The following is a 26403-nucleotide window of genomic DNA, read 5'->3' on the forward strand; positions in this document are numbered from 1 at the left end:
CGCTGGTGTCGGTGACCTCGACGAGGAACTGCTCACGCACGGTGCGGGTGGGGTCGGCCACGCGGCGAGGTGCCCGCCGAGACGGGTCCTTTTCCGCGTGGCCTCCCGCCGAACCGGACGTGCCGGTTTCCCGGCATCCGGCTCTCTGATGGTGTTGACGTGCACGATGTTCCGGCGTGTTACCGGTGGGTCAGGTCGAAGCAACGGCTGCAGACGATGAGCGTTTTGCGTCGTCGTGCGGCCATGATCTGCGCCCAGACCGGTGCGGTTTCGGACCGGTCGAGATCGGCGAGGGCCTTGACGTGGTGCGCTTTCACGCTGTCGCGGCTCCCGCACATCTCGCACACGCCGCGTCGGAGCCTGTCGATCAGCTCTTTGCGGGGATGTGCCGGCCCCTCGGGTGGCCGGTCGGTGATGACGGCTGCCTTGGCTCGTGCGAGCGGGAAACCGCCGAACCGTGCCACCAGTGGCTTCCTGCCGTCGCGGTCGAGGGTGGCCTCGAAGCAGGTCCGCGGGCCCTTCGGTGTCATGACTTTGGCCTTGTAGCGTGCCGCCATCTTCGATACCGAGGAGCCGTGTTTCCCTGCGAGGGTCTTGAGCATGGAGGTTTCCATGACCCACCGCAGCCGGTGCACCTTGCGGATGTCACCGGCGAGCAGGTAGTACTGCGCGATGCCCCGATACTTGGCCCCATAGGTGGCCACGATGGTGTAGTCATCGAGGCTCATCCATGCGGCCCGGCGTCCGGGTTTCCCCTTGGCCAGGTACGGGGCAGCGGCCGATCGGATCACCTCGTCCGGCACGCTCAACTGGATCGCACCGTTGACCGAGCGACGGCCGTTGCGGTGGAACCGCTGGTTGTGCCCGACTCGGATGTCGTAGCCGAGGAACCGCGCTGCGCCCGTGCGGGCGTGCGTGATCAGCGTCTTTTCGGGAGACAGTTCCACGGTTCAGCCCGTCACGGCGGATTCTCATTCCCAAAAGGAACGGGAAGACCCGCCCCTTGGGCCTGCCAGGTTGCGCACCTCCCCACATCGGCAGATCCGGTAACCATCGCACGGGCGACACGCGGCGAAGTGACGCGCAGGTGCGCGTACCGCATGTTCCGCTCAACGCCCTCTTGCTTGGATTCACACAAGCGACCGCTCCTCGGTAGATGCTTCATCCACACGCAGACTAGACTGTCACCTGTGTTCGCGCAGTTCGAATCGATAGCGACGATCAAAGTCAGCCTTTAGCTTATCGGCACATTCCGCCATTATTGCCAAACGACGCCCCTCTTCATAACCTTCCGCCTCCTTTACCTCTGCCATTATTCGATGAAAGGCGCCGTCATCCATTCGTCTGGACAATTGAATGCCCAGTGATGAGGGGAATATTGTCGAAAACGACTTTCGCACATCGCTCACCTTCGGAGCGAAGGTGAAGAAGTTCAATAGGAAGTCGGGACGCATCATGTATCGAGCACCTCTATTTGCGCGCTCCAAGTCGCGAGTGTGACGAAGAATTCGCGTCTCATTCGTCAGCCACCAAGTCTTGAAGCCAAATTCGTTTAGCTGCGAAGTCTCGGAACGACGCTGGCGGTGGCCGTAAACCGAACACGCCAGCAACGCATCATTGGATGCAAGATTCGCGTTTTGCTTCTCGGACATGAGCTCCTGCGTCAGCGCATCCACGATATCGGCGTCGACTAGGTCCCCGAGATCAGCACGGCTGCGGTACTCCATGCTGAATGTGGCTTGCAGATAGTGCTGCACCTGGAATTGACCCTCGGGTTTGAACAGATCTGCGTGGTTGCAGAACTGGTTCACAAAGGCGGGCCAGTTGGCCGGGCCAAAGGGTTGCGACCGGTTGTAAAGGTACGCCCGCACAAGAATCATCGGCGCCTCGCGGATCATGTCAGCGGTCAACCTGTGCTCAACCGCTTCAAAGTGATGTCTGAACTCCAGGTCCGACAACCTAAGGTTCATGTAAACCTCGTCCACCACAGGTTCCGTTAGGACGAGCTTCGCCCCACCTTGCGCAGCGATGGCAAGCACATTTCGGCATAGCTGACTTTCGGGCGGAAGGTAGCGCTCACTTAATGCTCGAACCAACATGTCGGTGCCGACGTAAAGGTAGAAGTCGGAACCCATCTGTTCAAAGTATCTTACGAGCCTAGGCTCATTACTAAGCGTGAACAGCAGCGAGTAGGTCCGTGCAAGCCTGCCCAGATAGTCGCGCTCATCCGGGTGGCTGTGATAGAGGCACTGTCGGATCACCATAAGTACTTGGTTGGTGAGGATGGTTGGGTCCTCCGCGCCCTGGGCCATCTGATGGGCCACTTCGCGGACCGCATCCCCAATCTGCGGATATTCGAGTTCTTCCTCGCTGGTCACAAAATGGGAGAATTCCAGTCCTTCGGACTCAAAGGTCTGCTGAAGAGCCCGAAGCGCCATTGCAGCAACGCGATCAGCCTGCTCTTCCGTAATCTCACCACCGAGCGAGATGGCTCGGTCGGCGAGACTGCGTAGGACCCGCACACGTAGGGCCTCATCGCGCTGGTTCTCCGCTACGATTCGCAGGCGCGTCTCATGGGGAAGGACGAACTTCTTCTCGCGACGATGCCACTTAACCTGTCGACCACCGGGGTATTCCTTCATCGACATGGCTTGGAGACGCTTGCCCACCTTCTCCCGGATGATCGACTCTGCAGACGGCACTTGATCAAGGATCTTTGCCTTGACCTCCTCAGCTGACATTAGTATGCCGGCATCCGGGTCTGTACCCTCCAGGGCCCAAAGACAGAGGCTGTCAGTGACCGAGTTGACAAGCGACAGGTCGCCGTCCAACTTATCGACCTCTTGGCGAAGAAATACGAACACGGCCGGCGACGTGACATTCTTGCTCGCAGGAATGATTGTCGAGGATCCGAGTTGCTCTAGAAAGGAAACCTCGGGGCGCAAGAACTTCTCGAAAGCATACTGCGTTACATCGTTGTCGTTTACATGAGCGCGAATATACGCGGCATCCTTGACTCGTATTGATACACCCAACTCTTCCGAGAGGGTGTCCTCCAAGACATCGATGGCGGAGACCACTCGGGAAGTGAAATAGGTCAGCATGCGTGGTTCACGGCCATACTCCTTGAGCCGACGGGTCGTTGCGCGAAGTTTGGCTCTTACGTCCACCTGAACACTGGCCTGGAAGAAGTTCCCTGTACGTCCGACTCTCTCAAAGACCGTATCGCCGCCGTACCCGTCAGCGCCCCCATCGTGCATTCCGCCAAGTGGACTGAAGTCGGCACCGAGGAGAACCGGAAAGAACGCGTTAGAGAAGGACTCGAACGTGGACCCCTTCACGCGATCAAGTGCGATGTCTACCAGGTCTGGGTCGATGGTCACTAGAGCCTCCCCGTGTTCTCCCGCGCCTTCCGCGGTGAGGCCATCGTGCCACGCTCTGACGTCGCGAGCGCCGTCAGGCGCCAGTGGCCGAGTGGTTGGGGTATGCACGCCCACACCGGGCACTCTCCGGTCCGGGCTGAGCCCTCTCTGCGCCTCTACGCCTGCATTTGGCGCACCCAGATGGGATCGACGGCTCGCGCCTGGCGGCGGCCGCGTCAGCTCTTTGGCAGATGGGCTTGTCCCGGCCGAAAGGGACCTTCACTCGAGTCTCGCTTGTGGGTGGTTTCTTCACGCACACGAATATCGGTCTCATACCGACGCCAACCCTGTCATGGAGAACGAGAGCCATGTCCACTTCGTCCCGGTCACTGTGGCGGGGGCAAATACTGGGTGGCTTGTCGCTGGCCGCGCCCATTCTGGGCGGTGTGACGCAACTCGGATTCCCTCAGAATCTCCGGGAACGACGCCATGGGTTGTCCTGGAAACTGTCAGCGTCAGGTAGTAGAACCGGTCCATGATGACCACCTCTGTCACGGTGACCGATGCTCCTGGGCTTGCCGAGGCGATCGGCGCCGGTGTCGGCGAGATCGTCGTGGAGGGCACGATCACCGGTTCGCCGTCGGTCACGCTCCCTCCGGGCACCACCCTGCGCGGCGGGGAGCTGGCGTTCACCGCCAAAGGGGTACGGCTGAACCGGGACAACACCCTGCGAGACATCACGATCACGACCACCCCGTACGAGGTCGCCGTGTACAACGACACCTCTGTGCCGGACACCGGCACGTTGGCCTTCGAGAACGTCACCACGTTCGGCAGGTGCTGATCCCGGCCGACGACGACACGACGCGCGCCCGCGTGGAGGCCCGGGGTCTGCATGTGCGGGAGGCCGATGTGCGCGGGCGGGTCGAGCAACCGCATGGGTTCGGCGTGGACGTCCTGCAAGGCGGGCTGACGTTGTTGAACCGACATAAGGACCCGTCGGCCGCGTTCACCGCGACGCTGCGGGACGTGTCGGTGGGCACCGAGCAGACCCCGGTCCGTGGTTCGCGTGTGTTCGTGGCGGGATACGGGGACCGTGACGGCCATGGCGCCGGGGGGAGTTTCACCGCCGACCTGATCCAGACCGGCACCGTCGTCATCGACGGCGGCATCGCGCCCGGCACCCCGGACAAGATCACCGGCGGGGTGTTTGTCGTGTCCGGGACGAGCGTGGACCGGGTGGAGAACGCCGGGACGGTGACCACCCACGGGCAGAACGACATGGTCCTGGACAACTGGGGATATGTGAAGCACTGGGTGGCAACCGCGCAGGTCACCTCGACCGGCCCCTCGGGAATCGGCTTCGTCAACTTCGGAGACATCGACACCCTCGAGGTGCAGGCTCCCATCCTCACCACCGGACCCGGGGCCCGCGGGTTCAACCTCTACGACGGGTCCCTGAAGCAGGCCTCCTTCCACTCGATCAAGACCACCGGAGACGGCTCCATCGGCATCCAGGTCTCCAAGCCACTGGGCACGCTGGTCGTGCACCACGACGTAGAGACCACCGGCGGTGAGGGCATGAGCCTGGTCAAGGGAGTCCAGGTGTCCTTGAAGGCGACCGCGTTCTCCGTCAAGCCCGGCGGCACCATCGACTCGGTGACCATCGGCGGCGCCCTACGCACCCGTGGCGACGACGTGGTCACCTACGAGGTCGATGAGGGGGGACCGTCAAACAGCTCACCATCGGCGGGACCGTCGAGGCACTCGGCACCGGCTCGGCCAAGACCCGCATCCAAGGCAACTCACCCGCGGCGTGAGCCGCCCAGTCATCACCGCGCCGACACTGTTCGACGCGGTCGCGCAGAGCGGATCGCATGCGCCAACCGGCCCCGTCACCGCGAGCCCCGTCCTGAACTCTGGCAGGACTCTCGCGCCAATCCGAGCGAAAGGACACAGTGGGACGCGGCGAGAGCAGATCGGCCTCGACGTTACGGCGGAGGAGGTTGGAAACGACAGCGCCTCTGGGTAACACCGGTCACCGGCCGACCGTTCAGGCAGCCCCCGCGGGCTCGCGTTGATTGCCTGATCCCAGAGGAGCGCTGGCTCGAGAAACTGCCCAACCGTCGACTGTGGGGCCGCATATTGGCGATCGAACTGCGGCCGCACTTACGTATGGTCAGTTGTCGAGGTTGACCCAAACGGCGCGCGCCTTGCCTCGGCCGGTGTTCGTCAGAAGGTGCGGCGTCATCGACGAGTAATGGATGGCGTCGCCGGGGCGGAGGACGTGGATGTCATCGTTGACCTGCACGGTTAGCGTTCCAGCCAGCACGATCCCGAACTCACTGCCCTGATGGAATCCGGGTTCTGTACCGCTGCTCGTACCGGGCGCGTACTCGTTGATCACCATCTCCAAGCCACGACTCGGGTCGTTGTGTACGAGGCGGCGCACCACCCCGGACGAGGTCACCACTTCGGTCTGGTCATCGAGACGTCGCACAGGAGAGGAGGGTTCCGCGCCCGCCCCGAAGAGTTCCGACATGTGGGTGCCGAGTGCGGAGGAGACCGCGACGAGCGTGCTGATTGATGCGGTGGCGACGCCGCGTTCGAGCATGGACAGCATAGACACGCTCATGCCCGTCTCGGTCCCGAGCTGCTGAAGAGTCATGTTGCGCCGTTTGCGGATGCGCCGGATCTGCGCGCCCACCAGACGCATCGTCTCCTGCGCGTCGCCGTCCGCCGTGGATCGATCTTGGTCGGGCTTCGCCCCATCCAGTCTGGTGGGAGTCGCCGAATCCTTTATCGGCTTGGTCTTCGTCATCGTTGTGGACACCCCTGGCAGAATGAGTTCAGTCTTGTTGAACTCTAAGCCACGACGTGCAGGTATGACGCTTGCTGGGGGACTCGTGCGGCCGCCCTCGCTCACGGGGGCCTCCTAATTCCCGGCCAGGGAAGGAACCTGGCCTTGGTCCGCCGCAGCGGCCGCGGCGACCGAGGACGCTGCCGCGCCAGCTCCCGTCGGCCCTGTGGCCTGCCATGCCCGCAACAGCTCGCCGCTGTCCATCACAAGGCCGGTGTTAAGCGACATGATCTTGAGCGCGGCATCCTCGAGTTCGTCGTTGGTGCCGGCGACCAGGTTGTTAACGGTGATGACGCGGTAGTTGAGGTTGGACGCCTCGAAGGCGGTGCTGAGGATGCAGCAGTCGGTCATCATGCCGGTCAGCGCGATCGTGCGGACATCGAGTTGGCGGAGCAGGAAGTCGAGGTCGCTGGGGTAGAACGCCGACAGCCGCTTCTTGCTGGTGACCGTCTCGTCCTGCGGCTCGACCCGGGTCCGGAAGCGGGTCCACTCGCTGCCCTCGATGGCGTGCTGGTCGATGTTGGGGATGCCGCCTACGAAGGCGCTGAAACCGAGTCGCCACGCGCTCGGGATGCCGTTGACGTCGTCCGCCCCAGAGGGCCGCAGTCCGGTGCGGACGTGGATGATCCGCACCCCGAGGTCCCGGGCCGCGTCGTGGAAGGCGTCGATCGGCTCGACGAGCGGGACGCCTCGCGGGGCAGGGCAGGGGCAGTCCGGTGAGTCAGACAGGTGGCCCTCGTGCATGTCGACGCAGACCACGGCAGTGCGGGCCGGCTCGAAGTAGGCCTGGTAGGCGGGGGTCTCGGGCAGCGTCTGCTGCTCGCCGTAGAGGTAGTACTGGTAGGTCACGATGGCCTCCGGGAGGTCGGTCTTCTGGTGAGTCGGGTTGAACGGAAACGCATCGGGCAGCCGGACCGGCTACTGGGCCAGCGTCCGTGGCGTGTTGGACCGCATGCGATAGCTGACGACCAGCATGAGCATGACGACAACCCACGGCAGGGCCCCGAAGAGCTGCAGCGGGATCACCGAGCCCTCGGCGACGTTCAGCTTGAGCGAGTCGAGGACGGCGATCAGCAGCGAGCCGGCGATCGCGCCCGGGACCGTCCACCGGCCGAGGATGACGATGGCGATGACGATGAGCCCGCGACCGCCGACGATGTTCGGTGCATAGGACCCGACGGAGCCGAGCGACATTGCCGCACCGGCCAACCCGGCGAGCGCCCCGCACGCGAGCAGGGCGAGCGTGCGGACCCGGCGCGGCGAGGTGCCGCGGTGGGCCGCGATCGTCGGGCTGTGGCCGACCGCGGTGACGGTCATCCCGGCGCGGGTCCGGGCGAAGAAGTACCAGACCGCCACGGCGAGCACGGCTGCGACGTAGTAGAACAGGTTCTGCGCGAAGAAGGCCGGGCCGATGACGGGCAGCTGGCTGAGGACCGGGATCGTCACGGTCGGCACCGCGGGAGCGCCGCCGGTCCAGCCGATCTGCACGTAGAGGAAGTTGGCGATCCCGGGCACGAGGATGAACAGCGCGAAGCCGACGAGGATCTGGTTGCCCCGTGCCCACACCGCCCCGACGGCCATGACGAGCGCGACGAGTGCGCCGGTGAGCAGTGCGGCCACTGTGCCCGCGGCCAGGCCCCAGTGGGCCATGGCGACGGCATACGCCGTGAAGGCGCCGCCGGCGATCATCCCCTCGAGGCCGATGTTCATCACGCCGCTGCGCTGCGCGATGAGCTCGCCGAGCGCGGCGAGCAGGAGGGGCACCATGAGGCGGACGGCAGTGCTCAGGATCGCTTCCAGAAGGTCCATGACCTTGTCCTTCCTTCCGTGCCCGTGGCAGCGGAGGTGGTGGCGCGGATGGCGTAGGCGAGCAGGATCAGCCCGAGCAGCACCTGGACAATCTCGGGGGAGACGCCGGCGCCCACCTGCAGGGAGTCGCCGCCGTGCAGCAGCGCCCCGAAGGCGAGTGCCGCGAGGACGGTGCCGAGCGGGTGCAGGGCACCGAGCAGCGCGACGAAGAGCGCGGCATACCCGACGGGGGTCGCGATGCCGACATAGAGCCGGTGGTCCAGCGCGGCCACCTGCATCCAGCCGGCGAGGCCGGCGCCGGCCCCACCGAGGGTCATCAGCCAGATCGTGTAGCGGCCGGGTCGGATCTGCGCCTGCCGGGCCAGGGAGGGGTTGGCGCCGAAGATGCGCAGCCGGTAGCCGAGCCGGGAGCGGTCGGCGGCCCAGAGCAGCGGCACCGCGAGCAGCGCGACGAGCAGGCCGATGTGGGTGCGGGTGCCGGGGATGAACGTCGGCAGCGCACTGTTAGCCGGGAGCGAGTCCGACTGGGGCAGGTTCGCGAAGTCGCTCTGCATGACGCCGGTCAGCAGGTAGCCGAGCACGGCGACCGCGATGAAGTTCATCGCCAGGGTGGTGATGATCTCGTTGGCCCGCCACGTGGCCTTGAGCAGGCCGGGCAGGAATGCGGTGAGCGCCCCGGCGAGACAGCCGCCGATGGCGCACGCCGGCACGAGTATGGCGCTGGGCAGGGTGGGGGCCTGCAGCGCGATGACCGTGCTGGCCAGGGCCCCGAAGGCCATCTGCCCGGGAGCGCCGATGTTGTAGAGGCCGGCACGCAGCGACGGGATCAGGGCGAGCGCGATGAGCAGGAGCGGGGTGGCCCGGATGAGCGTCTCGCCGGTGGACCGGAGGGTGCCGAACGATCCGCTCCACATCGCCTGCGCGGTCCCGGCCGGGTCAACGCCGACCATCGCGAGCAGGGCGGCGACGAGCCCGGCGACCACGGCGACGGCGGTCAGCAGGTTGACCAGGCCGCGACCGAAGGAGGCCTGGCGGGGGGTGCGGTGGGTGAGCGAGAGCAGGCTCATGCGACACCGCCCATCAGGCGGCCGAGCTGGTCGAGGTCGCCGTCCGCGACGTCGACCTCGCCGAGGATGCGCCCGGCGAACAGCACGACGATGCGGTGTGCGAGCTGGAGCAGCTCGTCGAGGTCGGGGCTGATCATCACGACCCCGGCGCCCTGGTCGCAGGCGCCGAGCACGGCCTGCCGGACCTCCTGGATAGCGCGCACGTCGAGCCCCCGGAAGGGGTTGTGCGCGACGACCAGGGTGGGGCACTCGTCGAGCTCGCGGCCGAGCACGAGCTTCTGCTGGTTGCCGCCGGACAGGCCCGAGATCGGCATGGTCAAGGTGGCGCCGCGTACGTGGGAGCGCCGGAGCACCTCCTCGACGTGCTGGTCCATCCGATCGCGCCGGAACCAGGGGCCCCGACAGAACTCCCGGCGCCGGTGGGAGTGGAGCACGACGTTGTCGCGCACGCTCAGCTCGAGCGCGACGGCGTCGTCGTGGCGGTGCTCCGGCACATAGGCGACCCGGTCGGGCAGCTGGGCCGTGCCGGTGCTGGGTCGCAACAGCCCGGCCAGCACCCGGGCGAGGGTCGACTGGCCGCTGCCGACGACCCCCGCCACCCCGACCACCTCGCCGGCACGCACGACGAGGTCGAGCTCGTGCAGGGCCGACTCGCCGACGTATGGTGCCGGGGCGCAGACCCCGGTGAGGGTGCCGACGACCTCGTGGCTGGCCGAGGCGGTGGTGCGCGCCCGCTCCTCCCCGAGGGCGACCTCGATCAGCTCGGCACTGTCGGACCCGTTGCCGTTCCGGTTCTCGTCACCGGCGACCCGCTGGCCGACCATGTCCGCGGCGAGTTGCGCGACCTCGACCTGGTCGGCCGCATGCCCTCCGACGACGCGGCCGCCGCGCAGCACGGTGATGCGGTCCGCGATGCTCATCACCTCGTGCAGTTTGTGACTGATGTAGAAAACGCCGCCCCCGTCGGCGGTGAACCGCTCGATGATCTCGGTGAGGATCGCTGCGTCCTCGATGCCGAGGGCCGCCGTGGGCTCGTCGAGGATGAGCACGTCAGCGCCGCGGGCGAGCATGATCAGGATCTCGAGGCGTTGCCGCTGTCCCACCGCGAGCAGCTCGACGGGGACGTGGGGGTCGACCGCGCCGCCGAACCGGTTGCCCAGCTCCCGGATCCGGGCTCCGGCTGCTGCCCGGTCGGCCAGGAACCCGGTGCCCTCGGCGAGGATGAGGTTCTCGGCTCCGGTGAGCTCCCGGATGAGGCCGCCTTCCTGCTCGACGAAGCCGACCCCGACGCGTGGCCCGGAGAGCACCCTGTCGGCGGGGGCGGCGCGGCCGTCGACCTCGAGCTCGCCCGTGTCTGCGGGCAGGTAGCCGGCGAGGATCTTCATCAGGGTCGACTTGCCGGCGCCGTTCTCGCCGACGAGCGCGTGCACCTCCCCGGGCCGGAGGTCCACGGTCACGTCGGTGAGGGCGGCGTTGGTGCCGAAGGTCTTGCTGATGTGCTTCAGGGCGACGGCTGGCGTGGCCGCGGGGCGGTCCACGATGGCCACGGAGTTGGCAGCATGCATCACGGTGCGTCCTAACGGAGGCCGGGGTGGACCTTGCTGGCGGGCAAGGAGATCGACTCGTCGGCCAGGCCGGCGAGCATGGTGGTGAACTCCGTGCGCAGCTCAGGCGACACGTCGGCCGCCTCGTCGATGCCGGTGGCCTTGAGTCCCTTGTTGCCGTAGGTCAGGTTCCACGACTTCGCCTCGAGCTTGCCGGTGCGGGCCTGCTCGGTGAGGTCGGCGAGCAGGCTGCTCCAGTCCAGCTCGACGGTCAGCACGGCTGCCTTCGGGGCCCACTTGCGGCCGTCGCCACCCCAGGTGACGCAGTGTGCCTTGGCGGTCTCGCAGAGCCGGAAGCCGCCCACGGTGTCCTCGGTCCCGGAGACGAGGAAGATGTTGTCGATGCCGCGGTCGAGCAGGTTCTGCACCTGCTCCCGGTTGGCCTGGGCGTCGGTGAAGCTGTTGCTGTTGACTACGGTGACCTTCGCGCCCGGGTGGGCGGCCTCGGCGCCGAGCCGGCAGCCCTCCTCGGACTCGACCTCGAAGGGTGCCTCCTGGGCTCCGACCACGCCGACCTGACCGTCCTTGGCCAGCTTGGCGAGCAGCCAGCAGCTGGAGTAGCCGATCTCGAGGTAGCTGGCGGTGGCGGAGGAGAGGTTCGGCTGTTGCATGGTGCCGAACGAGGTCAGCACCATCGGCACCTTCGGGTACTCCGGCGCGAGGGTCTTGGCCACGTCGGTCAGCACGAAGGTGGACAGGACCATGACGCTGGCCCCGGAGTCGAGCAGCTGGCGGATGACCGGCTCGGCCCGCGTCGCGTCATACGCGTCGAACGTCTCGGTGACCTTCATCCCGGGGTTCTTCGCCTTGAGCGACTCGATGGAGTCGTGCCAGGAGAGGCTCCACGGCTCGACGTCGGGCCGGGCCTCCTGGATGAGGCCGACGTGCACGGCGTCGCCGTCGCCGTTGCCTGCGGCTGGTCCCGGGGTGGCGGAGTTCGAGCACGCGGTGAGGGTCAGGGCTGCGGCGAATGACAGTGCGCCGAGCATGCGGGTGGTGGGTTTCATGTTGGCTCCTTGGTTGGCCGGGCCACGTGGCAGGGGTGAAATGGGGTCGATCGCAGAGCGGCGGGTCGGCACGGGAGTCCGCGACCGCCGGGACGAGGGCGTATGGTGCTCGGCTCAGGCCGAGTCGGCAGCCCGGTGGGTGAGGTCGTCCGGCGGGTCCACGTCGAGGACGAGGCGGGCGCCGGCGCAGCGGGAGACGCAGATGAGCATGCAGCCGTTGTCGCGGCTGGACTGGTCGAGCAGGGTGTCGCGGTGGTCGGGCTCGCCGGCGAGGACCTGGGTCTCGCAGCTGCCGCACGTGCCCTCCTCGCAGGAGTAGAGCACGTCGACGTCGGCATCGAGCAGGGTGTGCAGGATGGACTTGTCCGCGGGCACCGTCAGCACGGGTCCGTCCAGCCCGAGCTGCACCTCGAACGGGGTCTGTGCGTCGGCGGATGGCGGAGGACCCGCCGCCTCGGCGATGAACCGTTCCACATGCAGGCTGCCCGGCGCCCAGCGGCGGCCACAGTGGTCCTCGACCGCCGCGAGCAGCGGTTCCGGGCCGCAGCAGTAGACGAGCGCGCCGGGTTGCGGCGCAACGTGGGCCTCGAGGTCGATCAGGCCGACCTCGTCCTGCGGCAGGATGGTCACCCGGTCGGGGTGCGCTGCCTCGAGCTCGTCCCGGAAGGCCATCGACGCTCGCGTCCGACCCCCGTAGACGAGCCGCCAGTCGCGACCGCGCAGGATCGCCTCGCGGATCATGCTGAGCAGCGGCGTGATGCCGATGCCCCCCGCCACGAAGACGTATGACGCCGCGTCCTCGAGCGGGAACCGGTTGCGAGGCCCCGCGATCCGGACCTCGTCACCGACGTGCAGGTCGTCGTGCACCTCCGCCGAGCCGCCCCGTCCGGCCGGCTCGCGCAGCACCGCGATCTCGTAGGACCGGCGGTCCGTGGGCGATCCGCAGAGCGAGTACTGCCGCACCAGGCCGGAGGGCAGGATCAGGTCGAGGTGCGCCCCCGGCGCCCAGCCGGGCAGGTCGCCCCCGTCTGCGGCGACGAGGCGCAGCCAGCGGATGCCGTCGGCCGGTGTCCTGCTGTCGGCGATGACGACCGGCCGGACCAGGGCCATGGTGTTCATGCCCCGTACGGCCCGAGCGGCTCGACCTTGGCCATCTTGAGGAGCTTCTGCCGGTAGACGAGGGAGGCGTTGTCGGCGGGCATGAGGTGCAGCTCCTCCTTAAGGGAGTCGGGGATCCCCTCGGGCCGCTGGCTCTCCACGACCGGGTGGTCCTGCTGCATGATCTGGACCGTGAAGTCGCCGAACTCGGCGTCCGGGGTGTCGTGGCTGTGGTTGCGGACGATCCAGACGTAGAGCTCGCTGGTGTGCTCGGTCAGCGGCGTGGTGACGAGCGTGATGATCGTCGTCTCGTCGGTCTCCTTGACCCGCTTCTTCAGGTGGATGAAGAAAGGCATGTGGATGATGTACTCGTACTCGACGACCGCCGTGCCGCCCTTGCCGTAGAGGTCGCTCGGCTCGACCTGCTCGAAGACGTAGCGCAGCCCGTCGTCGGTCTTGACGACCTTGTAGGGCTCCACCTCGGCGTTCTCCTCGGTGCCGAGCAGGCCCGGGTGCACGTAGGGGAAGTGCGAGAAGTCCATGAAGTTCTCGATGGTGCGCGCCGCCGAGGTCTGCCACACCTCCTTGTACGAGAGGAAGGAGGTCCATCCCTCGGCGTCGAAGCAGTCGTCGGGGAAGGGCGGGATGTCGAGCTCGGGCTCCTCCATCGCCACCCAGACGAGGCCGTAGCGCTCTTGCGACCGGTAGGCCACGGCATGGGCCAGCTCCGGGATGGGTTGGTTCTCGGGACGCGACGGGATCCGGACGCACCGGCCGTCGGTGTCGTACTGCCAGCCGTGGTAGGGGCACACCAGGGTGCCGTCCTTGACCCAGCCGAGCGACAGGGCCGCGCCGCGGTGGACGCACATGTCCTTGAACACCGCCAACTGGCCCTCGTGGCGGAAGGCGACGACGAAGTCGTCCAGCAGACGGAACCGGGCCGGCTTGTCCGTGACGTCCTCACTCCGACCGATCGGGTGCCAGTACTTCCCCAGGGCAAGCGTCGCTTCTGCAACCATCCTGCGTTCCTCCTCGTTGAGCGCTTCGCGGGCGACAGGTCGGGGTCCTCGTGGGGCCTGGGACGCGTGTCGCACTTCACAGGAATTGATGTCGGTGGAGCCTAGGTGAACAAGGTCGGGACGTCAATAGTCTTGAAATTTGTTCAACACCTAGGGCACACTGGCCGCCAGTCGGCCGCCGGTACCCGGCGCCGGGCGGCCGCGTTTCGTCGTCGATCACAACGAAGTGAGGAAGTGAGATCCGGATGTTGGACCCCCGCACTCCGAGCACTCCCCTGACGGTCGGGTTCGATGCGCGGTTGCCCACGGGACGGACCGCCCTCTTCGGTGCCCAGCACCTGCTCGCGCTCACCGGGATCTGGCTCTTCCCGGGCATCATCGGGCAGGCCCTGTCGCTGACCCCAGGCCAGGTCGGCCTGATCACCCAGGGCTGTTTCCTGATGACCGGGGTCATCACGATCCTGCAGTCGAGCCGGCTGTTGCGGCTGCCCATCGTGCAGGGTCCCACCGCGGCCTTCATGGTCGCGATCATCGCCTCGGCGCAGAACTTCGGGCTGGGCACCGCGTTCGGCTCGATGATGGTCGCCGGTCTCGTCTTCGCGCTGCTCAGCCTGCCGTTGCGTCGCTGCGGACTCTTCGGCCGGGTCGCCGCGGTGGCCGCTCACCCCATCGTCTTCGGCACCCTGTTCGTCATCATCGGGGCGCAGCTGGCGACGATCGGGCTAAGTGGCTGGTTCGGCCAGCCGGGTGCGCCCGGACACGGCTGGCCGCTGCTGCTCGTCAGCGGTTGCACCGTGCTCGCCGTCATGGCGTGCACCATCCTGGGCGGTCGCGGCGTGCTGCGCCGGGCCTCAATCTTCTGGGGCATCCTGGCCGGCACCGTGCTGGCAGCCTCCTTGGGGCTGTGGGAGATTCCCGATCTCAGCGCCGTGCCCATGCTCGGTGCGCCAGAGCTGCTGCCCTTCGGCTTCGGCGTCGACGCCGCTGCCGTGGGGCTGATGCTGCTCGCCTTCCTGCAGGCCGGCACCGAGTCGATGGGCATGTACCAGCTCATCGGCCGCTGGGGTGGGGAGCAGGTGGACGTGGAGCGGACCAATCGCGGGCTGTTCACGGAGTTCCTCGGCTCGGTGGTCGGGGCGGCCTGCGGCGGGATCGGCACGACGTCCTATCCCGAGAACGCCGGCATCGTGCGTGTCTCCGGGATCGGCAGCCGCTTCGTGACGATGGGCGCGGGGATCATGGCGGTCGTGCTGGCCTTCATCCCCAAGGTCGGCCTGCTCGTCGCCGGCCTGCCCGGCCCCGTCCTGGCCGCGGCCTCGACCGTGCTGTTCGGGATCATCGCGCTGTCCGGGATCCAGCTGCTCGGGGAGGTGGTCTGGGACGAGCTCAACCTCATGGTGGCAGCGCCGGCCTTCATCATCGCCCTCGGCACCCTGTTCCTGCCCGACGAGATCGTGGCGGCCCTGCCACCCGCCCTCGCCGGCATCGTGACCAACCCGATGATGGTCGGCGTCGCGCTCCTGCTCGTCCTGCACCTCGTCGTCAACCACGGCATCCGGCGCCTGCTGCCTCCGGCCCCGGCCGACGCGGCGGACCCGGTCCAGGACCGTCGAGCCCCCGTCGGGCCGACCCTGTCCTGACCGGTCGGGCGCGGCGCCGGTCGCGCCACCACCCGGTACATGCCTTTCAACTACACCGAAATCGATTGAACTGCTGCATTGAACAGCTGAATCGACTGAACAGCTGACTCGATTGAACAACTGAATCGACTTAACAACCAAGGAGTGGATCATGGTCAAGGGGACCGAGGGCGGCCTGCGCGTCATCACCGAGCAGGACTGGGGCCCGGCGCTGCCGGTCATCGAGGGACTGGGCTGGTGCCGTGAGGTCGTCGGGGCCGGGATGGGCTGCTCCCTGCGGAGCCTCTACCACCTGCGCCTCGAGTCCCTGAGCCGGACGGTTCCGCTCTGCCACTCGGACGAGGCGGTCTACTACGTCGTAGACGGGTCGATCGAGGTTCTTGCCGGAGCCGCCGCGACCAACGTCGTCGCGGGCGGCATGGTCCACATCGCACCCGGCACCCGCTATGCCCTCTCCTCCGTCGGCTCGGCCACCATCGTCGGCGGCCCGGCCCCGTGTGACGAGCAGTTCGGGATGGCCGGTGCCGGCCCCGAGACGGACCGGGGTCCCGAGGGGCTGTCCTTCTACCACCGCGACGAGCCGGGTCTGATGGTGCCGTTCATCTCGGCGGACGCCAGGCTCGTCGTCTGGTACGGCGCCGGCGCGGTCAGCGCGAACATGAACTACGTGGTGCTCGAGCCGGGTGAGCGCAACACGGAGCACGTGCACGCCTACTCCGAGGACACGATCTTCATCCTCGAGGGCCGCGGCACGGCCGAGGACGTCACGAACGGGGTGCGCATCCCGTTCGGGCCCGGTGACGCGGTGACCATCCCGCCCGGGGTCTGGCACGCCGTCGCCGCCGACCTCGGCGAGCGCGTCGTCTCGGTGGGCGGGCCCTGCCCGGCCGACCTCGACATGCTGCGCGCCGTCGGTGTCGACGTCGACGAGATCGCGACGAGGCTGGCGCTGGCATGACCCTGATCGCCCTCGAGCAGACCGCCCCCGCCATCGGCGCGGTCCCGGAGAACACCGCCGAGATCCTCGCGCGCGCCGACCGGGCATTGGACGAGGGCGCCGGCATCGTGGTCTTCCCCGAGCTGGCCAACACCGGCTACGTCACCGACCCGGACCTGGCGGCCCGGCACGCGCAGCCGCTCGACGGTCCGCTCGTCGGCCAGCTCACCGCGCTGACGCAGCGCCGCGGCGGGCTCGTCGCCGTCGGGTTCGCCGAGCGCGACGGGCAGGAGCTGTTCAACTCCGTCGTCGTCGTCGGGGCGGACGGGCCGCTCCTGACCTACCGGAAGCTGCACCTGTTCGACACGGAGCAGCTCGCCTACACCCCCGGCGACAGGCTGCCGGTGGTCGCTACCGAGCACGGCGTCCTCGGGGTCTGTGTCTGCTACGACCTGCGCTTCGTCGAGGTGCTCCGGGCCCTCAGCCTCAAGGGGGCCGAGATCGTCATCGCCCCCGCGGCCTGGGTCGGTGGCTTCGACAGCGCCGTGCCCGCGGAGGGCCTCGTGCAGCAGGCCGAGGCGGTCGTCATGCAGGCCAACCTCGACCAGGTCGCCGTCGTCGCGGTCTCCCAGGCGTCCGGCCCCGGCCAGGACGGGGTGCGACCGCTCGGCGGGTCCATCGCCGTGGACGCGCGCGGGCGGCTCGTTGCCGGGCCGCTGTCCCGGACCGGCGCGGACCGGGCGACCGCCCGGATCACGCCCGAGCAGGTGCGGGAGTCTTGGGTCCGCGGTCCCCGCATCCGGCCGCGCGAGGACCGGCGGACCGACGTCTACCGGCTGCAGATCGATGAGGAGTTGCTGTGAAGCCTGCTGCGTTCGACTACGTCCGGCCCCGGTCGGTCGACGAGGTGCTCGTCGAGCTGGCCGCGGACCCGGACGAGACCAAGGTGCTGGCCGGCGGGCAGAGCCTCGTGCCGATGATGAACTTCCGGCTCGCCCGGCCGAGCCGCCTGGTCGACATCAACGACGCGCCGGGGCTGGACGGCGTCGAGCGGGTCGACGGCCACCTCGTCATCCGGACCCGCACCCGACACCTCACCGTCCAGAACCTGCCCGGCGCGGACCCGCTCACCCGGCTGCTCCGGTCCGCGGCGCACCAGGTCGGCCACCTGCCGATCCGTACCCGCGGCACCTTCGGCGGCAGCCTCGCCCACTGCGACGCCGCCTCGGAGTGGTGCCTGGTCGCGACGCTCCTCGACGCGCAGATCGTCGTCACGAGCGCGGCCCGGGGCGAGCGCACCATACCCGCTCGTGACTTCTTCCAGTCGATCTTCACCACCGCGATGGAGCCGGACGAGCTGCTCCTGTCCGTCTCGCTGCCGGTGCTCGACGACACCCACACGGCCGGCATCGCCGAGTTCGCCCGCCGTGCAGGCGACTTCGCGATCGTCGCGGTGACCACCGACGTCGCGGTCACCGACGGGACGGTCACCTCGGCCCGGGTCTGCATCGGTGGGGTCAGCGACATCCCCTTCCGCAGCGCGGCCGCCGAGGCGGTGCTGACCGGCGCGGCCTGGCCCGAGCACGACGCCGGCGGGTCCGCCCTGGTGCAGGCCGCGGCCGAGGCAGCGGCCGACGAGGTCGACCCGCCCACCGACAGCCACGGCACGGGCGACTACCGACGCGACCTCGTCCGGGCCCTGCTGCCGCGGGCGATCAGCCAGGGCGGTGGCCGGTGAGCGCGCCCGCGACGTCGACCGAGCCGATGAACTGGGTCGGCCAGTCGATCCGGCGCGTCGAGGACCCGGCCATCCTCCGTGGCTGGGGCAGCTATGTCGCCGACATCGCCGCCCGCGACCGGGCCTGCCACTACGCCGTCTTCGTGCGCAGCCCCATCGCGGCCGGCCGGCTCGTCTCGGTCACCGCCCCCGCGCACGTGACGCTCGTGACGGCCCAGGACCTCGCCGGGGTGGCGCAGGTCAGCCCCGTGCTGCACCGCCCCGACTACGTGCCGGCCCCGATGCCGGCACTCGCGATCGACGTGGTCCGGTTCGTCGGCGAGCCGGTCGCGATGGTCCTCGGCCGGACCCCCGCCGAGGCCGAGGACGCCGCCGAGCTCGTCGACGTGCAGATCGAGCCGCACGACCCGGTCCTCACCGTCCGGCAGGCCACCGCGCCGGACGCGCCGCTCGTGCACCCCGGCCCGTTCCCGGGCGAGCCCAACACTGTCATCGACGCGCGCCTGACGACCCCCGGGTTCGAGGACGCGGTCGCCGCCGCGGAGCACCACGTGCACCTCACGGTGGAGTCCGCCCGCCAGAGCGCCATGCCCATGGAGGCGCGCGCCTCGCACGTCGGGATCGACCGGGCGAGCGGCCGCATCACGCTGCACACGACCACCCAGATGCCGCACGTGATCCGCACCGGGATCTGCGACACCCTCGGCATCTCCGAGGACCTGCTGCGGGTCGTGGCCCCCGACGTCGGCGGCGCCTTCGGGGCCAAGATGTCCCTCGCCCGCGAGGACCTCGTCCTCGTGCACACCGCGCGCCGACTCGGTCGCAGCATCGCCTGGGTCGAGACCCGCGAGGAGAACTTCCTCGCCTCCTGGCACAGCCGCGAGCAGGAATACCAGCTCACCGGATCCTTCACCGCGAACGGCGAGCTCGTCGCGTTGCGCGCCGACCTCGTCGCGGACGTCGGCGCCTACTCCTGCTACCCCGTCACGTTCGGGGTCGAGCCCCTCATGGCCTTCGCCGAGCTGCCCGGCCCCTACGCCGTAGGTGAATACTCCGTCCGCTCCCGCGGGGTCATCACCAACAAGTGCCCCATCGCGCCATACCGCGGCGTTTCCCGCCCCGTGCAGACCCTCGCCATGGAGCGGCTGATGGACACCGCAGCGGCGCAGCTCGGGCTCGACCCGGTGCAGATCCGGCAGACCAACCTGATCCGCGACTACCCGCACACGACCCCGACCGGGATGGTCATCGACCCGTCGTCGCACCTCGAGGCGCTCGCCACGGCGACGCAGACCATCGACGTGCCCGCCTTCCGCGAGCGGCAGGCCGCCGCGCGGGCAGCGGGCCGCTACCTCGGGCTGGGGTTCAGCTGCTTCGCAGAACGGACGGGGTATGGCGTGCCCGTCTTCGCCGCGCGCTCCATGGGAATCACCCCGGGCTACGAGAAGGTGGACCTCGCGTTCGACCCGTCCGGCAACGTCGTGCTGCGGATCGGCGCGTCGCCCCACGGCCAGGGGCTGCGCACCACGCTGGCACAGGTCGTCGCCGACGAGCTCGGGGTGGACCCCGCCGTCGTGCGGGTCGTGCACTCGGACACGGACGCCACGCCATACGGCTGGGGCAGCTTCGGCAGCCGCGCCATGGTCATTGCCGGCGGCGCCGCGCGGATGGCCGGGGCGGCCCTGCGCCCGCGGATGGAGCGCATCGCCGCCGAGCTGCTCGAGTGCGCCCCGGAGGACGTGGAGCTGCGCGGCGGCTGGGCCCGGGTCCGCGGCGCCGGGGCCGCGGTGTCGATCGCGGACATCGCCCGCACGGCATACCACCGCTCGCACACCCTGCCCGAGGGGGAGCAGGCCGGCCTCGAGCAGAGCGCCCTCTACAACCCGCTCGGCACGTTCTCCAACGCGGTGCACGCCGTCGAGGTCGAGGTCGACCCGGCGACCGGCGAGGTCACGATCGGCCGGTTCCTCGTCGTCGAGGACGCCGGGGTGCTCGTCAACCCGGCGATCGTCGACGGCCAGATCCACGGCGGCGTCGTGCAGGGGATCGCCAACGCGCTGCTGGAGGAGCTGATCTACGACGAACGCGGCGTGCTCGTGACGACCTCGCTGATGGACTTCCTGCCGCCCACCCTCGCCGAGGTGCCGCGGATCGAGATCGAGCACCTCTACACCGCCTCCGACTTCACGGTGACCGGCGCCAAGGGCGTCGGAGAGGGCGGCCTGATCGGCGCCCCCGCCGCAGTCCTCAACGCGATCACCGATGCGCTGACGCCGCTCGGCATCGCGGTCAACCGGATGCCGGCGACCCCGGCCCGGATCCGGGAGGAGATCCGCCGCGCCACGGAGCGCTCGCAGGAGCACCGGCAGGGACGCTCGCCCGCTGCCGCTGCCGGATCAGCCACCACAGCCTCGGCCGAGTCCGTGCCCACGCCCACGCCCGCCACCGTCCCCGGAGGGAAGCCATGACCAGTCCGACCGTTCCGCTGCGCCTGTTCGTCAACGGTGACCGGCACGAGATCCAGGTCGAGCCACGCAAAACCCTCGCCGACGCGCTGCGTGAGGACTGCGGACTCACCGGCACCCACCTCGGCTGCGAGCACGGGGTGTGTGGCGCGTGCACGATCCTCGTCGACGGCAAGCCGGCCCGGGCCTGCCTGATGTTCGCGGTGCAGTGCGAGGGCATGTCGATCCGCACCGTGGAGGGCCTGGCCCCCGACGACGAGACCCTCCACCCGCTGCAGCAGGCGTTCTGGGACAACCACGGGTTGCAGTGCGGCTTCTGCACACCGGGCTTCCTCATGCTGGCCGCCGGGGTGCTCGAGGAGAACCCGGAGCCGACCGAGGAGGAGCTGGTCGAGGCGCTCTCGTCCAACCTGTGCCGCTGCACCGGCTACCAGAACATCCTCAAGGCGACCCAGTGTGCGGCGGAGGCGATGCGCGAGTGATCGGCGGATCCGCACGACGCGTCGAGGACCCGGTCCTGCTCCGCGGCCGGGGCCGGTTCGCGGCCGACTCGACGGTGTCCGGGCAGCTGCACCTGCGGGTGGTCCGGGCCGGGGTGGCGCACGGCCTGCTGCGGGGCATCGACACCACGGCGGCGCTCGCCGTGCCCGGGGTCGCCGCGGTGTGGACGGCCGTCGACGTCGCCGACCTGCCCCCGATCGACTTCCGGCTCACCGCGCTCGACGAGCAGCGGCCCTACCGTCAACCAGTGCTGGCCCGCACCCGGGTGCGCTACGTGGGCGAGCCGGTCGCCGTGGTCCTCGCGTCGAGCGAGTATGTCGCGGAGGACGCCGCCGAGCTCGTAGAGGTCGACATCGACCCGCTGCCCGCCGTCCTCGACGGCAGCGGCGACGTCGTGCCGTGGCTCACCGCCGAGGAGGCGAGCTGGGGTGCCCAGCGCGAGATCGCCATGGGTCTCGGGAGCGAGTCGGCCGAGATCCGGCTCGAATACGGCGACGTGGCAGCGGCGTTCGCCGCCGCCCACCGGGTCGTGGAGGTCGACGTCACGATCGGGCGCCACTCCGGGGTGCCGCTGGAGTGCCGCGGGGTCAGCGCCCGGGTCGACCCGAGCACGGGCGTGCTCGTCGTCGACGGCGCCGCGAAGGTGCCGTTCTGGAACCGGGACGCGATCGCGCGGATGATCGGCTGGAACCCGCGGGACGTGCACCTGCGCGAGGGTCACGTCGGCGGCGGGTTCGGTCCGCGCGGCGAGCTCTACCCGGAGGACGTGCTCGTGCCGCTCGCCGCGGTGCGTCTCGGCCGGCCGGTGCGCTGGATCGCGGACCGGCAGGAGGACCTCGTCTCGACGAACCACTCCCGCGACCAGCGTCACGTGCTGCGCGCGGCGGTCGACGAGACCGGCGTCGTGACGGCACTCGACGGGCAGTTCTGGACCGACCAGGGGGCGTATGTGCGCACCCACTCCGCGACCGTCTCGTCACTGACCGCCTCGATGCTGCCCGGCCCGTACCGCGTCGCGAGCTACCGGGTCAGCGGCCGGATCCGGATGACCAACAAGACGCCCGCCGGCACCTACCGGTCACCGGGCCGCTACGAGGGGACGTTCGCCCGGGAGCGGCTCATGGACCAGATCGCGAACGAGCTGGGCCTCGACCGGCTCGAGGTGCGGCGCCGCAACTTCATCCCGGTCGAGGAGATGCCCTACCAGCGCCCGATCCAGGCGATGGGCACCGAGCTGATCTACGACTCGGGCGACTACGCCCTGCTCATGGACAAGCTCGAGGAGCGGTTCGAGCTCGCCCGGCTGCGCGCGGACGTGCAGCGGCGGCGGGCCGCGGGTGAGTGCGTGGGCATCGGCTACGGCTGGTTCGTCGAGAAGAGTGGGCTCGGACCCTACGAGGGGGCCGAGGTCGAGGTCGACACCACCGGGGCGGTCACGGTGACCACCGGCACCTCATCGGTCGGGCAGGGCGTCGACACCGTCCTGACCCAGGTGGTCGCGGACGTGCTCGACGTCGACCTCGACCGGGTGCGCGCCGTGCGCGGCCAGACCGACCGGTTCGGGTATGGCCGTGGGGCGTTCGCGACCCGGCAGTCCGTCATGGCCGGCTCGGCCGTGCTCAAGGCAGCCGAGGCGGTCCGGGTCAAGGCCCTCACGGTCGCGGCGGAGCACTTCGAGATCTCCCCGGACGACCTCGAGGTCGTCCAGGGCGGGATCCAGGTGGTCGGCAACGCCGACGCAAGGATCAGCCTCGGTGAGGTCGCGGCGCTGCTCGAGCCGCAGCACGCCAACCGGCTCGGCCTCACCCCGGGCCTGCTCGCCGAGGAGTGGTTCCACTGCGACCACATGACCTACCCGTACGGCGTGCACGTCAGCGTCGTGCGCATCGACCGGGAGACGGGCGGCCCCACAGTCGAGCGCTACCTCGTCGGCTATGACGTCGGCAAGGCGCTCAACCCGACCCTCGTCGAGGGCCAGATCACCGGCGGTGTTGCCCAGGGGCTCGGTGGGGCGCTACTCGAGGAGTTCCGCTACGACGAGGCCGGGCAGCCCCAGGCGAGCACGTTCATGGACTACCTCATGCCGACGATGCACGAGATGCCACCGGTCGACGTGCTCGTCACCGAGGACGCACCCAGCCCCCTCAATCCCTTGGGCATCAAGGGCGCCGGCGAAGGCGGCGTCACCGCTGCCGCGGCCTGCATTGCCAGTGCCATCGACGACGCCCTCCAGTCGCCCGGCTTCGTCACCCGCACCCCCGTGCGGCCGGACCTGATCCGGGCGCACCTCGCCACGACCGGCACGCACCACTGACCTGCACCACAACACAGAAGGAGAACCGACATGCGCATCGTTGACCTGACTCACCCCTGGGGGATCCACACGCCGGGCTGGGTGGGCTACCCGGGCGGGAAGCTGTACTACACGCAGAACCTGCAGACGAACCAGATCGTGTCGCAGAAGATCGAGACGTCGCTGCACAGCGGGACGCACCTGGATGGTCCGATGCATGGCACGGACGGCGGGTTGGACATGGCGTCGTTGCCGTTGGACAAGCTGATCCACGCGGGCGCGATCGTCGATGTGTCCGATGAGGTCGAGGACTGGGGGCTGATCGAGCCGGAGCACATCACCAGCAAGGTGGAGGTGAAGAAGGGCGACATCCTGATCATCCACACCGGGTTCATCGACTACTACCAGGGGATGCCGAAGCAGGACCTGGTGCGGTACTTCACGATGCACCCGGGCGGCAGCGTGCGGTTGGCCCGGTGGATGGCGGACATGGAGATCCGCTGGTGGGGGATCGATGCCGGGTCGGGCGACCACCCGATGAACACGACGATCCGGAACATGCGCCCGGACCTGCTGGCCCGGTTCGAGAAGCACGTCGGGATGAGCTACTCGGAGTTCTTCGGCGGCGACTACACGTACACGCACCACATGTCCGGACGGGAGATCGAGTCGGACATCTTCCCGATGCACCACCTGGCCTTCCAGGACGGGTGCATCCACGCAGAGAACGTCGGTGGTGACCTGAAGTCGGTGCTGAACCGACGCGCGGTGATCGGCGCGTTCCCGTGGAAGATCGAGGGCGGCGAAGCGTGCCCCTGCCGGATCATGGCCTTCTTCGACATCGGCACCGACGAGGTCATCGAGGGACTCGCCTCCGGCTCGTTCCAGAACGAGGGATGAGGACTCCATCATGCAGCTCAGCAACGAGTTCGTCGTCGACGCGAGTGCCGACGAGACCTGGGCCCTGTTGACCGACCTGGAGCGGGTCGCCCCATGCATGCCGGGTGCCGCAATGACCGGCCGGGACGGCGACCGCTACCTCGGGACGGTCAAGATCAAGGTGGGCCCCATCGGAGCCCACTTCGCCGGCACAGCACAGTTCCTCGAGCAGGACCATGCGGCACACAGCGCGACCATCTCAATGGCCGGCAAGGACGCGAAAGGCGCGGCCGCAGCCAACGCGACGATCCGAGCCCGCCTCGAGCCGCTCGGGCCGACCTCGACCCGGGTCTTCGTCGACACCGACCTCGACATCAGCGGCCGGATGGCGCAGTTCGGCCGGGGCGCGATCGCGGACGTCAGCAACCGGATGATCGGCCAGTTCACGACCAACCTCAGTGCCGAGATCATGGGCGGCGGCACGACGGCCGCCGCCCCGGCGGGCGCCGTCACCGCAGCGGCCGGGCCGGGTGCAAGCGGCGCGTCTGCCCCGGCCGCCACGCGCCCGGTCGCGGCCCCGCCGGTCTCTAGCGACCTAAACGTCATGGAGCTCATCGGTCCCGGCCTGCTCAAGGAGATCGGCCGGCCGGTGCTCTTCTTCGCGCTCGGCTACCTGGTCGCGCGGGCCTACCCACGGAAGCGGGGTCAGCGGTGAGCGAGCGGCTGCCCCGGCTCACGCCGGACCAGTTGACGGCCGAGCAGGCCGCGGTCTACGACGCGATCGCGGGCGGACCCCGTGCGGCAGGGCCGCAGCTGTTTGAGCTCAAGGACCGGCAGGGCGCCCTCAACGGGCCCTTCGGGATCATGCTGCACCAGCCGGGCCTCGGCCTGGCCCTGCAGGAGCTCGGTGCCGCGGTGCGCTACCGCACGACCCTGAGCGCCCGGTGCCGCGAGATCGCGATCCTGCAGGTCGGTGTCGCCGAGGACAGCGCCTTCGAGTGGTATGCCCACGAGGCGGTCGGTCGCGCGGTCGGGCTCACCGAAGAGGAGCTGACCGCCTTGCGAGAGGGCCGGTTCGGCTCGGCGGATCCGACCGAGGAGGCCGTGGCGCGGTTCACCGAGGCGCTGCTGCGCGACGCCGAGATCAGTGACGAGGACTATGCGGGCTACCGAGACGTGCTCGGCGAGCCGGTCCTGGTCGAGCTCACCGTGCTGGCGGGCTACTACCGCACGCTGGCCTCGATGATGCGCGTGTTCAACGTCGGTGTGCCCGCCGGACACTGACCAGGGACGGATGGACGGGAGCAGGAGATGGATAAGGTTGCGCGCTCTGCTGAGGAGGCTATCGAGGGCATCGGTAGCGGGGCGTCGATGGCGGTTGGTGGGTTCGGGTTGTGTGGCATCCCGAGCGTGCTGATGCAGGCCATCCATGACGCCGGCGTGGACGGGCTCGAGGCGATCTCGAACAACTGCGGCGTCGATGACTGGGGCCTCGGAGTCCTGCTGAGGGACAAGCGGATCCGGCGGATGGTCGCCTCCTATGTCGGGGAGAACAAGGAGTTCGAGCGGCAGTACCTGCACGGTGAGCTCGAGGTCGAGCTGACCCCGCAGGGCACCCTCGCGGAGCGGCTCCGCGCCGGTGGGTCGGGCATCGCGGCGTTCTTCACCCGGACCGGGGTGGGGACGCAGGTGGCCGAGGGCGGCCTGCCGTGGCGCTACGACGCGGCGGGCAACGTGGTGGCGTCCTCCCCGGCGAAGCAGACCCAGGACTTCGAGGTCGACGGGGAGATGCGGACGTTCGTCCTCGAGACGGCGCTGCGGCCGGACTTCGGGCTGGTGCGGGCGGAGAGGGGTGACCGGCACGGCAACCTCGTGTTCAACCAGTCGGCGCGCAACTTCAACCCGCTGTGCGCCATGGCCGGGCGGTTCACCATCGCCGAGGTGGAGGAGCTTGTCGAGCCCGGCGAGCTGGACCCGGACCAGGTCCACCTGCCCGGCATCTTCGTCCAGCGGGTGCTGCCGCTGACCCCGGAGCAGGCCGCCACCAAGCGGATCGAGCGGCACACCGTGCGACCACGTCCCCAGTCCACGACGAGCCAGGAGGGCTGAGCGATGGCCTTGACC

23 protein-coding genes are annotated in these 26403 nt (G+C 68.9%); 13 read left to right on the forward strand and 10 right to left on the reverse strand.

The features are described from left to right. Positions 1–179: 179 nt before the first annotated feature. Positions 180–947 (reverse strand): group II intron reverse transcriptase/maturase, encoded by a 768-nt coding sequence (locus tag N864_RS06830; protein WP_051518283.1) that lies wholly within the window; start codon positions 945–947, stop codon positions 180–182. A 237-nt stretch (positions 948–1184) separates the two neighbouring features. Beyond that, a complete protein-coding gene (locus N864_RS06835; RefSeq protein WP_155892848.1) occupies positions 1185–3383 on the reverse strand; it encodes a hypothetical protein in 2199 nt (732 codons plus the stop codon). A gap of 514 nt (positions 3384–3897) precedes the next feature. Between N864_RS06835 and N864_RS23560 the strand changes: the two genes are divergently transcribed. Both N864_RS23560 and N864_RS06840 read left to right on the forward strand, forming a co-directional pair. After that, positions 3898–4206, forward strand: coding sequence for a hypothetical protein (locus N864_RS23560; RefSeq protein ID WP_051518284.1), 309 nt, complete (start codon positions 3898–3900; stop codon positions 4204–4206). After that, the gene (locus N864_RS06840; RefSeq protein ID WP_051518285.1) at positions 4200–5558 is read left to right on the forward strand and encodes a hypothetical protein; all 1359 of its coding nucleotides are present in this window, start codon (positions 4200–4202) and stop codon (positions 5556–5558) included. Before N864_RS23560 ends, N864_RS06840 begins: the two co-directional genes overlap by 7 nt. On the opposite strand, the gene N864_RS06845 is transcribed toward N864_RS06840, so the two are convergent. The 8 genes from N864_RS06845 to N864_RS06880 form a co-directional block, all read right to left on the reverse strand. Further along, positions 5542–6183 carry a helix-turn-helix domain-containing protein gene (locus tag N864_RS06845; protein WP_034714945.1) on the reverse strand — a complete coding sequence of 214 codons (642 nt, stop codon included), beginning with the start codon at positions 6181–6183 and terminating at the stop codon, positions 5542–5544. The genes N864_RS06840 and N864_RS06845 overlap by 17 nt on opposite strands. 114 nt (positions 6184–6297) lie before the next feature. Continuing rightward, positions 6298–7071: a cysteine hydrolase family protein gene (locus N864_RS06850; RefSeq protein ID WP_081793468.1), complete on the reverse strand. Its 774-nt coding sequence runs from the start codon at positions 7069–7071 to the stop codon at positions 6298–6300. Between the two features lie 69 nt (positions 7072–7140). Then, complete coding sequence (locus N864_RS06855; protein ID WP_051518286.1) at positions 7141–8031, reverse strand: ABC transporter permease; 891 nt, start codon at positions 8029–8031, stop codon at positions 7141–7143. Then, entirely contained in the window at positions 8007–9098 is a 1092-nt protein-coding gene (locus N864_RS06860; RefSeq protein WP_034714947.1) for an ABC transporter permease, read from the reverse strand. Before N864_RS06860 ends, N864_RS06855 begins: the two co-directional genes overlap by 25 nt. Continuing rightward, positions 9095–10663, reverse strand: a complete 1569-nt coding sequence (locus N864_RS06865; RefSeq protein ID WP_240474244.1) for an ABC transporter ATP-binding protein — start codon at positions 10661–10663, stop codon at positions 9095–9097. The genes N864_RS06860 and N864_RS06865 overlap by 4 nt, the downstream gene beginning before the upstream one ends. An 11-nt stretch (positions 10664–10674) precedes the next feature. Further along, on the reverse strand, positions 10675–11709 hold the full coding sequence (locus tag N864_RS06870; RefSeq protein ID WP_034714949.1) for a BMP family ABC transporter substrate-binding protein: 1035 nt from the start codon (positions 11707–11709) through the stop codon (positions 10675–10677). 114 nt (positions 11710–11823) lie between these two features. Further along, complete coding sequence (locus N864_RS06875) at positions 11824–12828, reverse strand: PDR/VanB family oxidoreductase (RefSeq protein WP_051518288.1); 1005 nt, start codon at positions 12826–12828, stop codon at positions 11824–11826. Continuing rightward, positions 12825–13826, reverse strand: a complete 1002-nt coding sequence (locus N864_RS06880; protein WP_051518289.1) for an aromatic ring-hydroxylating dioxygenase subunit alpha — start codon at positions 13824–13826, stop codon at positions 12825–12827. Before N864_RS06880 ends, N864_RS06875 begins: the two co-directional genes overlap by 4 nt. Before the next feature lie 299 nt (positions 13827–14125). Here N864_RS06880 and N864_RS06885 point away from each other — a divergent pair, with 299 nt between their 5' ends. The 11 genes from N864_RS06885 (at position 14126) to N864_RS06935 (ending at position 26388) form a co-directional block, all read left to right on the forward strand. Next, the gene (locus tag N864_RS06885) at positions 14126–15466 is read left to right on the forward strand and encodes a uracil-xanthine permease family protein (RefSeq protein ID WP_205620879.1); all 1341 of its coding nucleotides are present in this window, start codon (positions 14126–14128) and stop codon (positions 15464–15466) included. Between the two features lie 151 nt (positions 15467–15617). After that, positions 15618–16424 (forward strand): cupin domain-containing protein, encoded by an 807-nt coding sequence (locus tag N864_RS25625; protein WP_034714951.1) that lies wholly within the window; start codon positions 15618–15620, stop codon positions 16422–16424. Further along, complete coding sequence (locus N864_RS23565; RefSeq protein ID WP_051518290.1) at positions 16421–17266, forward strand: carbon-nitrogen hydrolase family protein; 846 nt, start codon at positions 16421–16423, stop codon at positions 17264–17266. Before N864_RS25625 ends, N864_RS23565 begins: the two co-directional genes overlap by 4 nt. Beyond that, positions 17263–18141 (forward strand): FAD binding domain-containing protein, encoded by an 879-nt coding sequence (locus tag N864_RS06900; protein WP_034714953.1) that lies wholly within the window; start codon positions 17263–17265, stop codon positions 18139–18141. The genes N864_RS23565 and N864_RS06900 overlap by 4 nt, the downstream gene beginning before the upstream one ends. Then, positions 18138–20609, forward strand: a complete 2472-nt coding sequence (locus N864_RS06905; protein WP_051518291.1) for a xanthine dehydrogenase family protein molybdopterin-binding subunit — start codon at positions 18138–18140, stop codon at positions 20607–20609. Before N864_RS06900 ends, N864_RS06905 begins: the two co-directional genes overlap by 4 nt. Beyond that, positions 20606–21088 (forward strand): (2Fe-2S)-binding protein, encoded by a 483-nt coding sequence (locus tag N864_RS06910; protein WP_034714955.1) that lies wholly within the window; start codon positions 20606–20608, stop codon positions 21086–21088. The genes N864_RS06905 and N864_RS06910 overlap by 4 nt, the downstream gene beginning before the upstream one ends. Further along, positions 21085–23421, forward strand: coding sequence for a xanthine dehydrogenase family protein molybdopterin-binding subunit (locus N864_RS06915; RefSeq protein ID WP_155892849.1), 2337 nt, complete (start codon positions 21085–21087; stop codon positions 23419–23421). The genes N864_RS06910 and N864_RS06915 overlap by 4 nt, the downstream gene beginning before the upstream one ends. A 30-nt stretch (positions 23422–23451) precedes the next feature. Continuing rightward, positions 23452–24300, forward strand: a complete 849-nt coding sequence (locus N864_RS06920) for a cyclase family protein (protein ID WP_051518292.1) — start codon at positions 23452–23454, stop codon at positions 24298–24300. A gap of 10 nt (positions 24301–24310) precedes the next feature. Continuing rightward, positions 24311–24994, forward strand: a complete 684-nt coding sequence (locus N864_RS06925; protein WP_034714960.1) for an SRPBCC family protein — start codon at positions 24311–24313, stop codon at positions 24992–24994. Next, positions 24991–25563: a carboxymuconolactone decarboxylase family protein gene (locus N864_RS06930; protein ID WP_034714962.1), complete on the forward strand. Its 573-nt coding sequence runs from the start codon at positions 24991–24993 to the stop codon at positions 25561–25563. The genes N864_RS06925 and N864_RS06930 overlap by 4 nt, the downstream gene beginning before the upstream one ends. 27 nt (positions 25564–25590) lie before the next feature. Beyond that, positions 25591–26388, forward strand: a complete 798-nt coding sequence (locus N864_RS06935; protein WP_034714964.1) for a CoA transferase subunit A — start codon at positions 25591–25593, stop codon at positions 26386–26388. The last annotated feature ends 15 nt before the right edge of the window (positions 26389–26403 follow it).

Source organism: Intrasporangium chromatireducens Q5-1 (genome assembly GCF_000576575.1).
GTDB classification, from domain to species: domain Bacteria; phylum Actinomycetota; class Actinomycetes; order Actinomycetales; family Dermatophilaceae; genus Intrasporangium_A; species Intrasporangium_A chromatireducens.

Excerpts from the sequence above, each read along its gene's own strand:
- N864_RS23560 (WP_051518284.1), top strand. The coding sequence starts at position 3,898 with ATGATGACCACCTCTGTCACGGTGACCGATGCTCCTGGGCTTGCCGAG.
- N864_RS06845 (WP_034714945.1), bottom strand. The coding sequence starts at position 6,183 with ATGACGAAGACCAAGCCGATAAAGGATTCGGCGACTCCCACCAGACTG.
- N864_RS06855 (WP_051518286.1), bottom strand. The coding sequence starts at position 8,031 with ATGGACCTTCTGGAAGCGATCCTGAGCACTGCCGTCCGCCTCATGGTG.
- N864_RS06860 (WP_034714947.1), bottom strand. The coding sequence starts at position 9,098 with ATGAGCCTGCTCTCGCTCACCCACCGCACCCCCCGCCAGGCCTCCTTC.
- N864_RS06865 (WP_240474244.1), bottom strand. The coding sequence starts at position 10,663 with ATGCATGCTGCCAACTCCGTGGCCATCGTGGACCGCCCCGCGGCCACG.
- N864_RS06870 (WP_034714949.1), bottom strand. The coding sequence starts at position 11,709 with ATGAAACCCACCACCCGCATGCTCGGCGCACTGTCATTCGCCGCAGCC.
- N864_RS06875 (WP_051518288.1), bottom strand. The coding sequence starts at position 12,828 with ATGAACACCATGGCCCTGGTCCGGCCGGTCGTCATCGCCGACAGCAGG.
- N864_RS06880 (WP_051518289.1), bottom strand. The coding sequence starts at position 13,826 with ATGGTTGCAGAAGCGACGCTTGCCCTGGGGAAGTACTGGCACCCGATC.
- N864_RS25625 (WP_034714951.1), top strand. The coding sequence starts at position 15,618 with ATGGTCAAGGGGACCGAGGGCGGCCTGCGCGTCATCACCGAGCAGGAC.
- N864_RS23565 (WP_051518290.1), top strand. The coding sequence starts at position 16,421 with ATGACCCTGATCGCCCTCGAGCAGACCGCCCCCGCCATCGGCGCGGTC.
- N864_RS06910 (WP_034714955.1), top strand. The coding sequence starts at position 20,606 with ATGACCAGTCCGACCGTTCCGCTGCGCCTGTTCGTCAACGGTGACCGG.
- N864_RS06920 (WP_051518292.1), top strand. The coding sequence starts at position 23,452 with ATGCGCATCGTTGACCTGACTCACCCCTGGGGGATCCACACGCCGGGC.
- N864_RS06925 (WP_034714960.1), top strand. The coding sequence starts at position 24,311 with ATGCAGCTCAGCAACGAGTTCGTCGTCGACGCGAGTGCCGACGAGACC.
- N864_RS06935 (WP_034714964.1), top strand. The coding sequence starts at position 25,591 with ATGGATAAGGTTGCGCGCTCTGCTGAGGAGGCTATCGAGGGCATCGGT.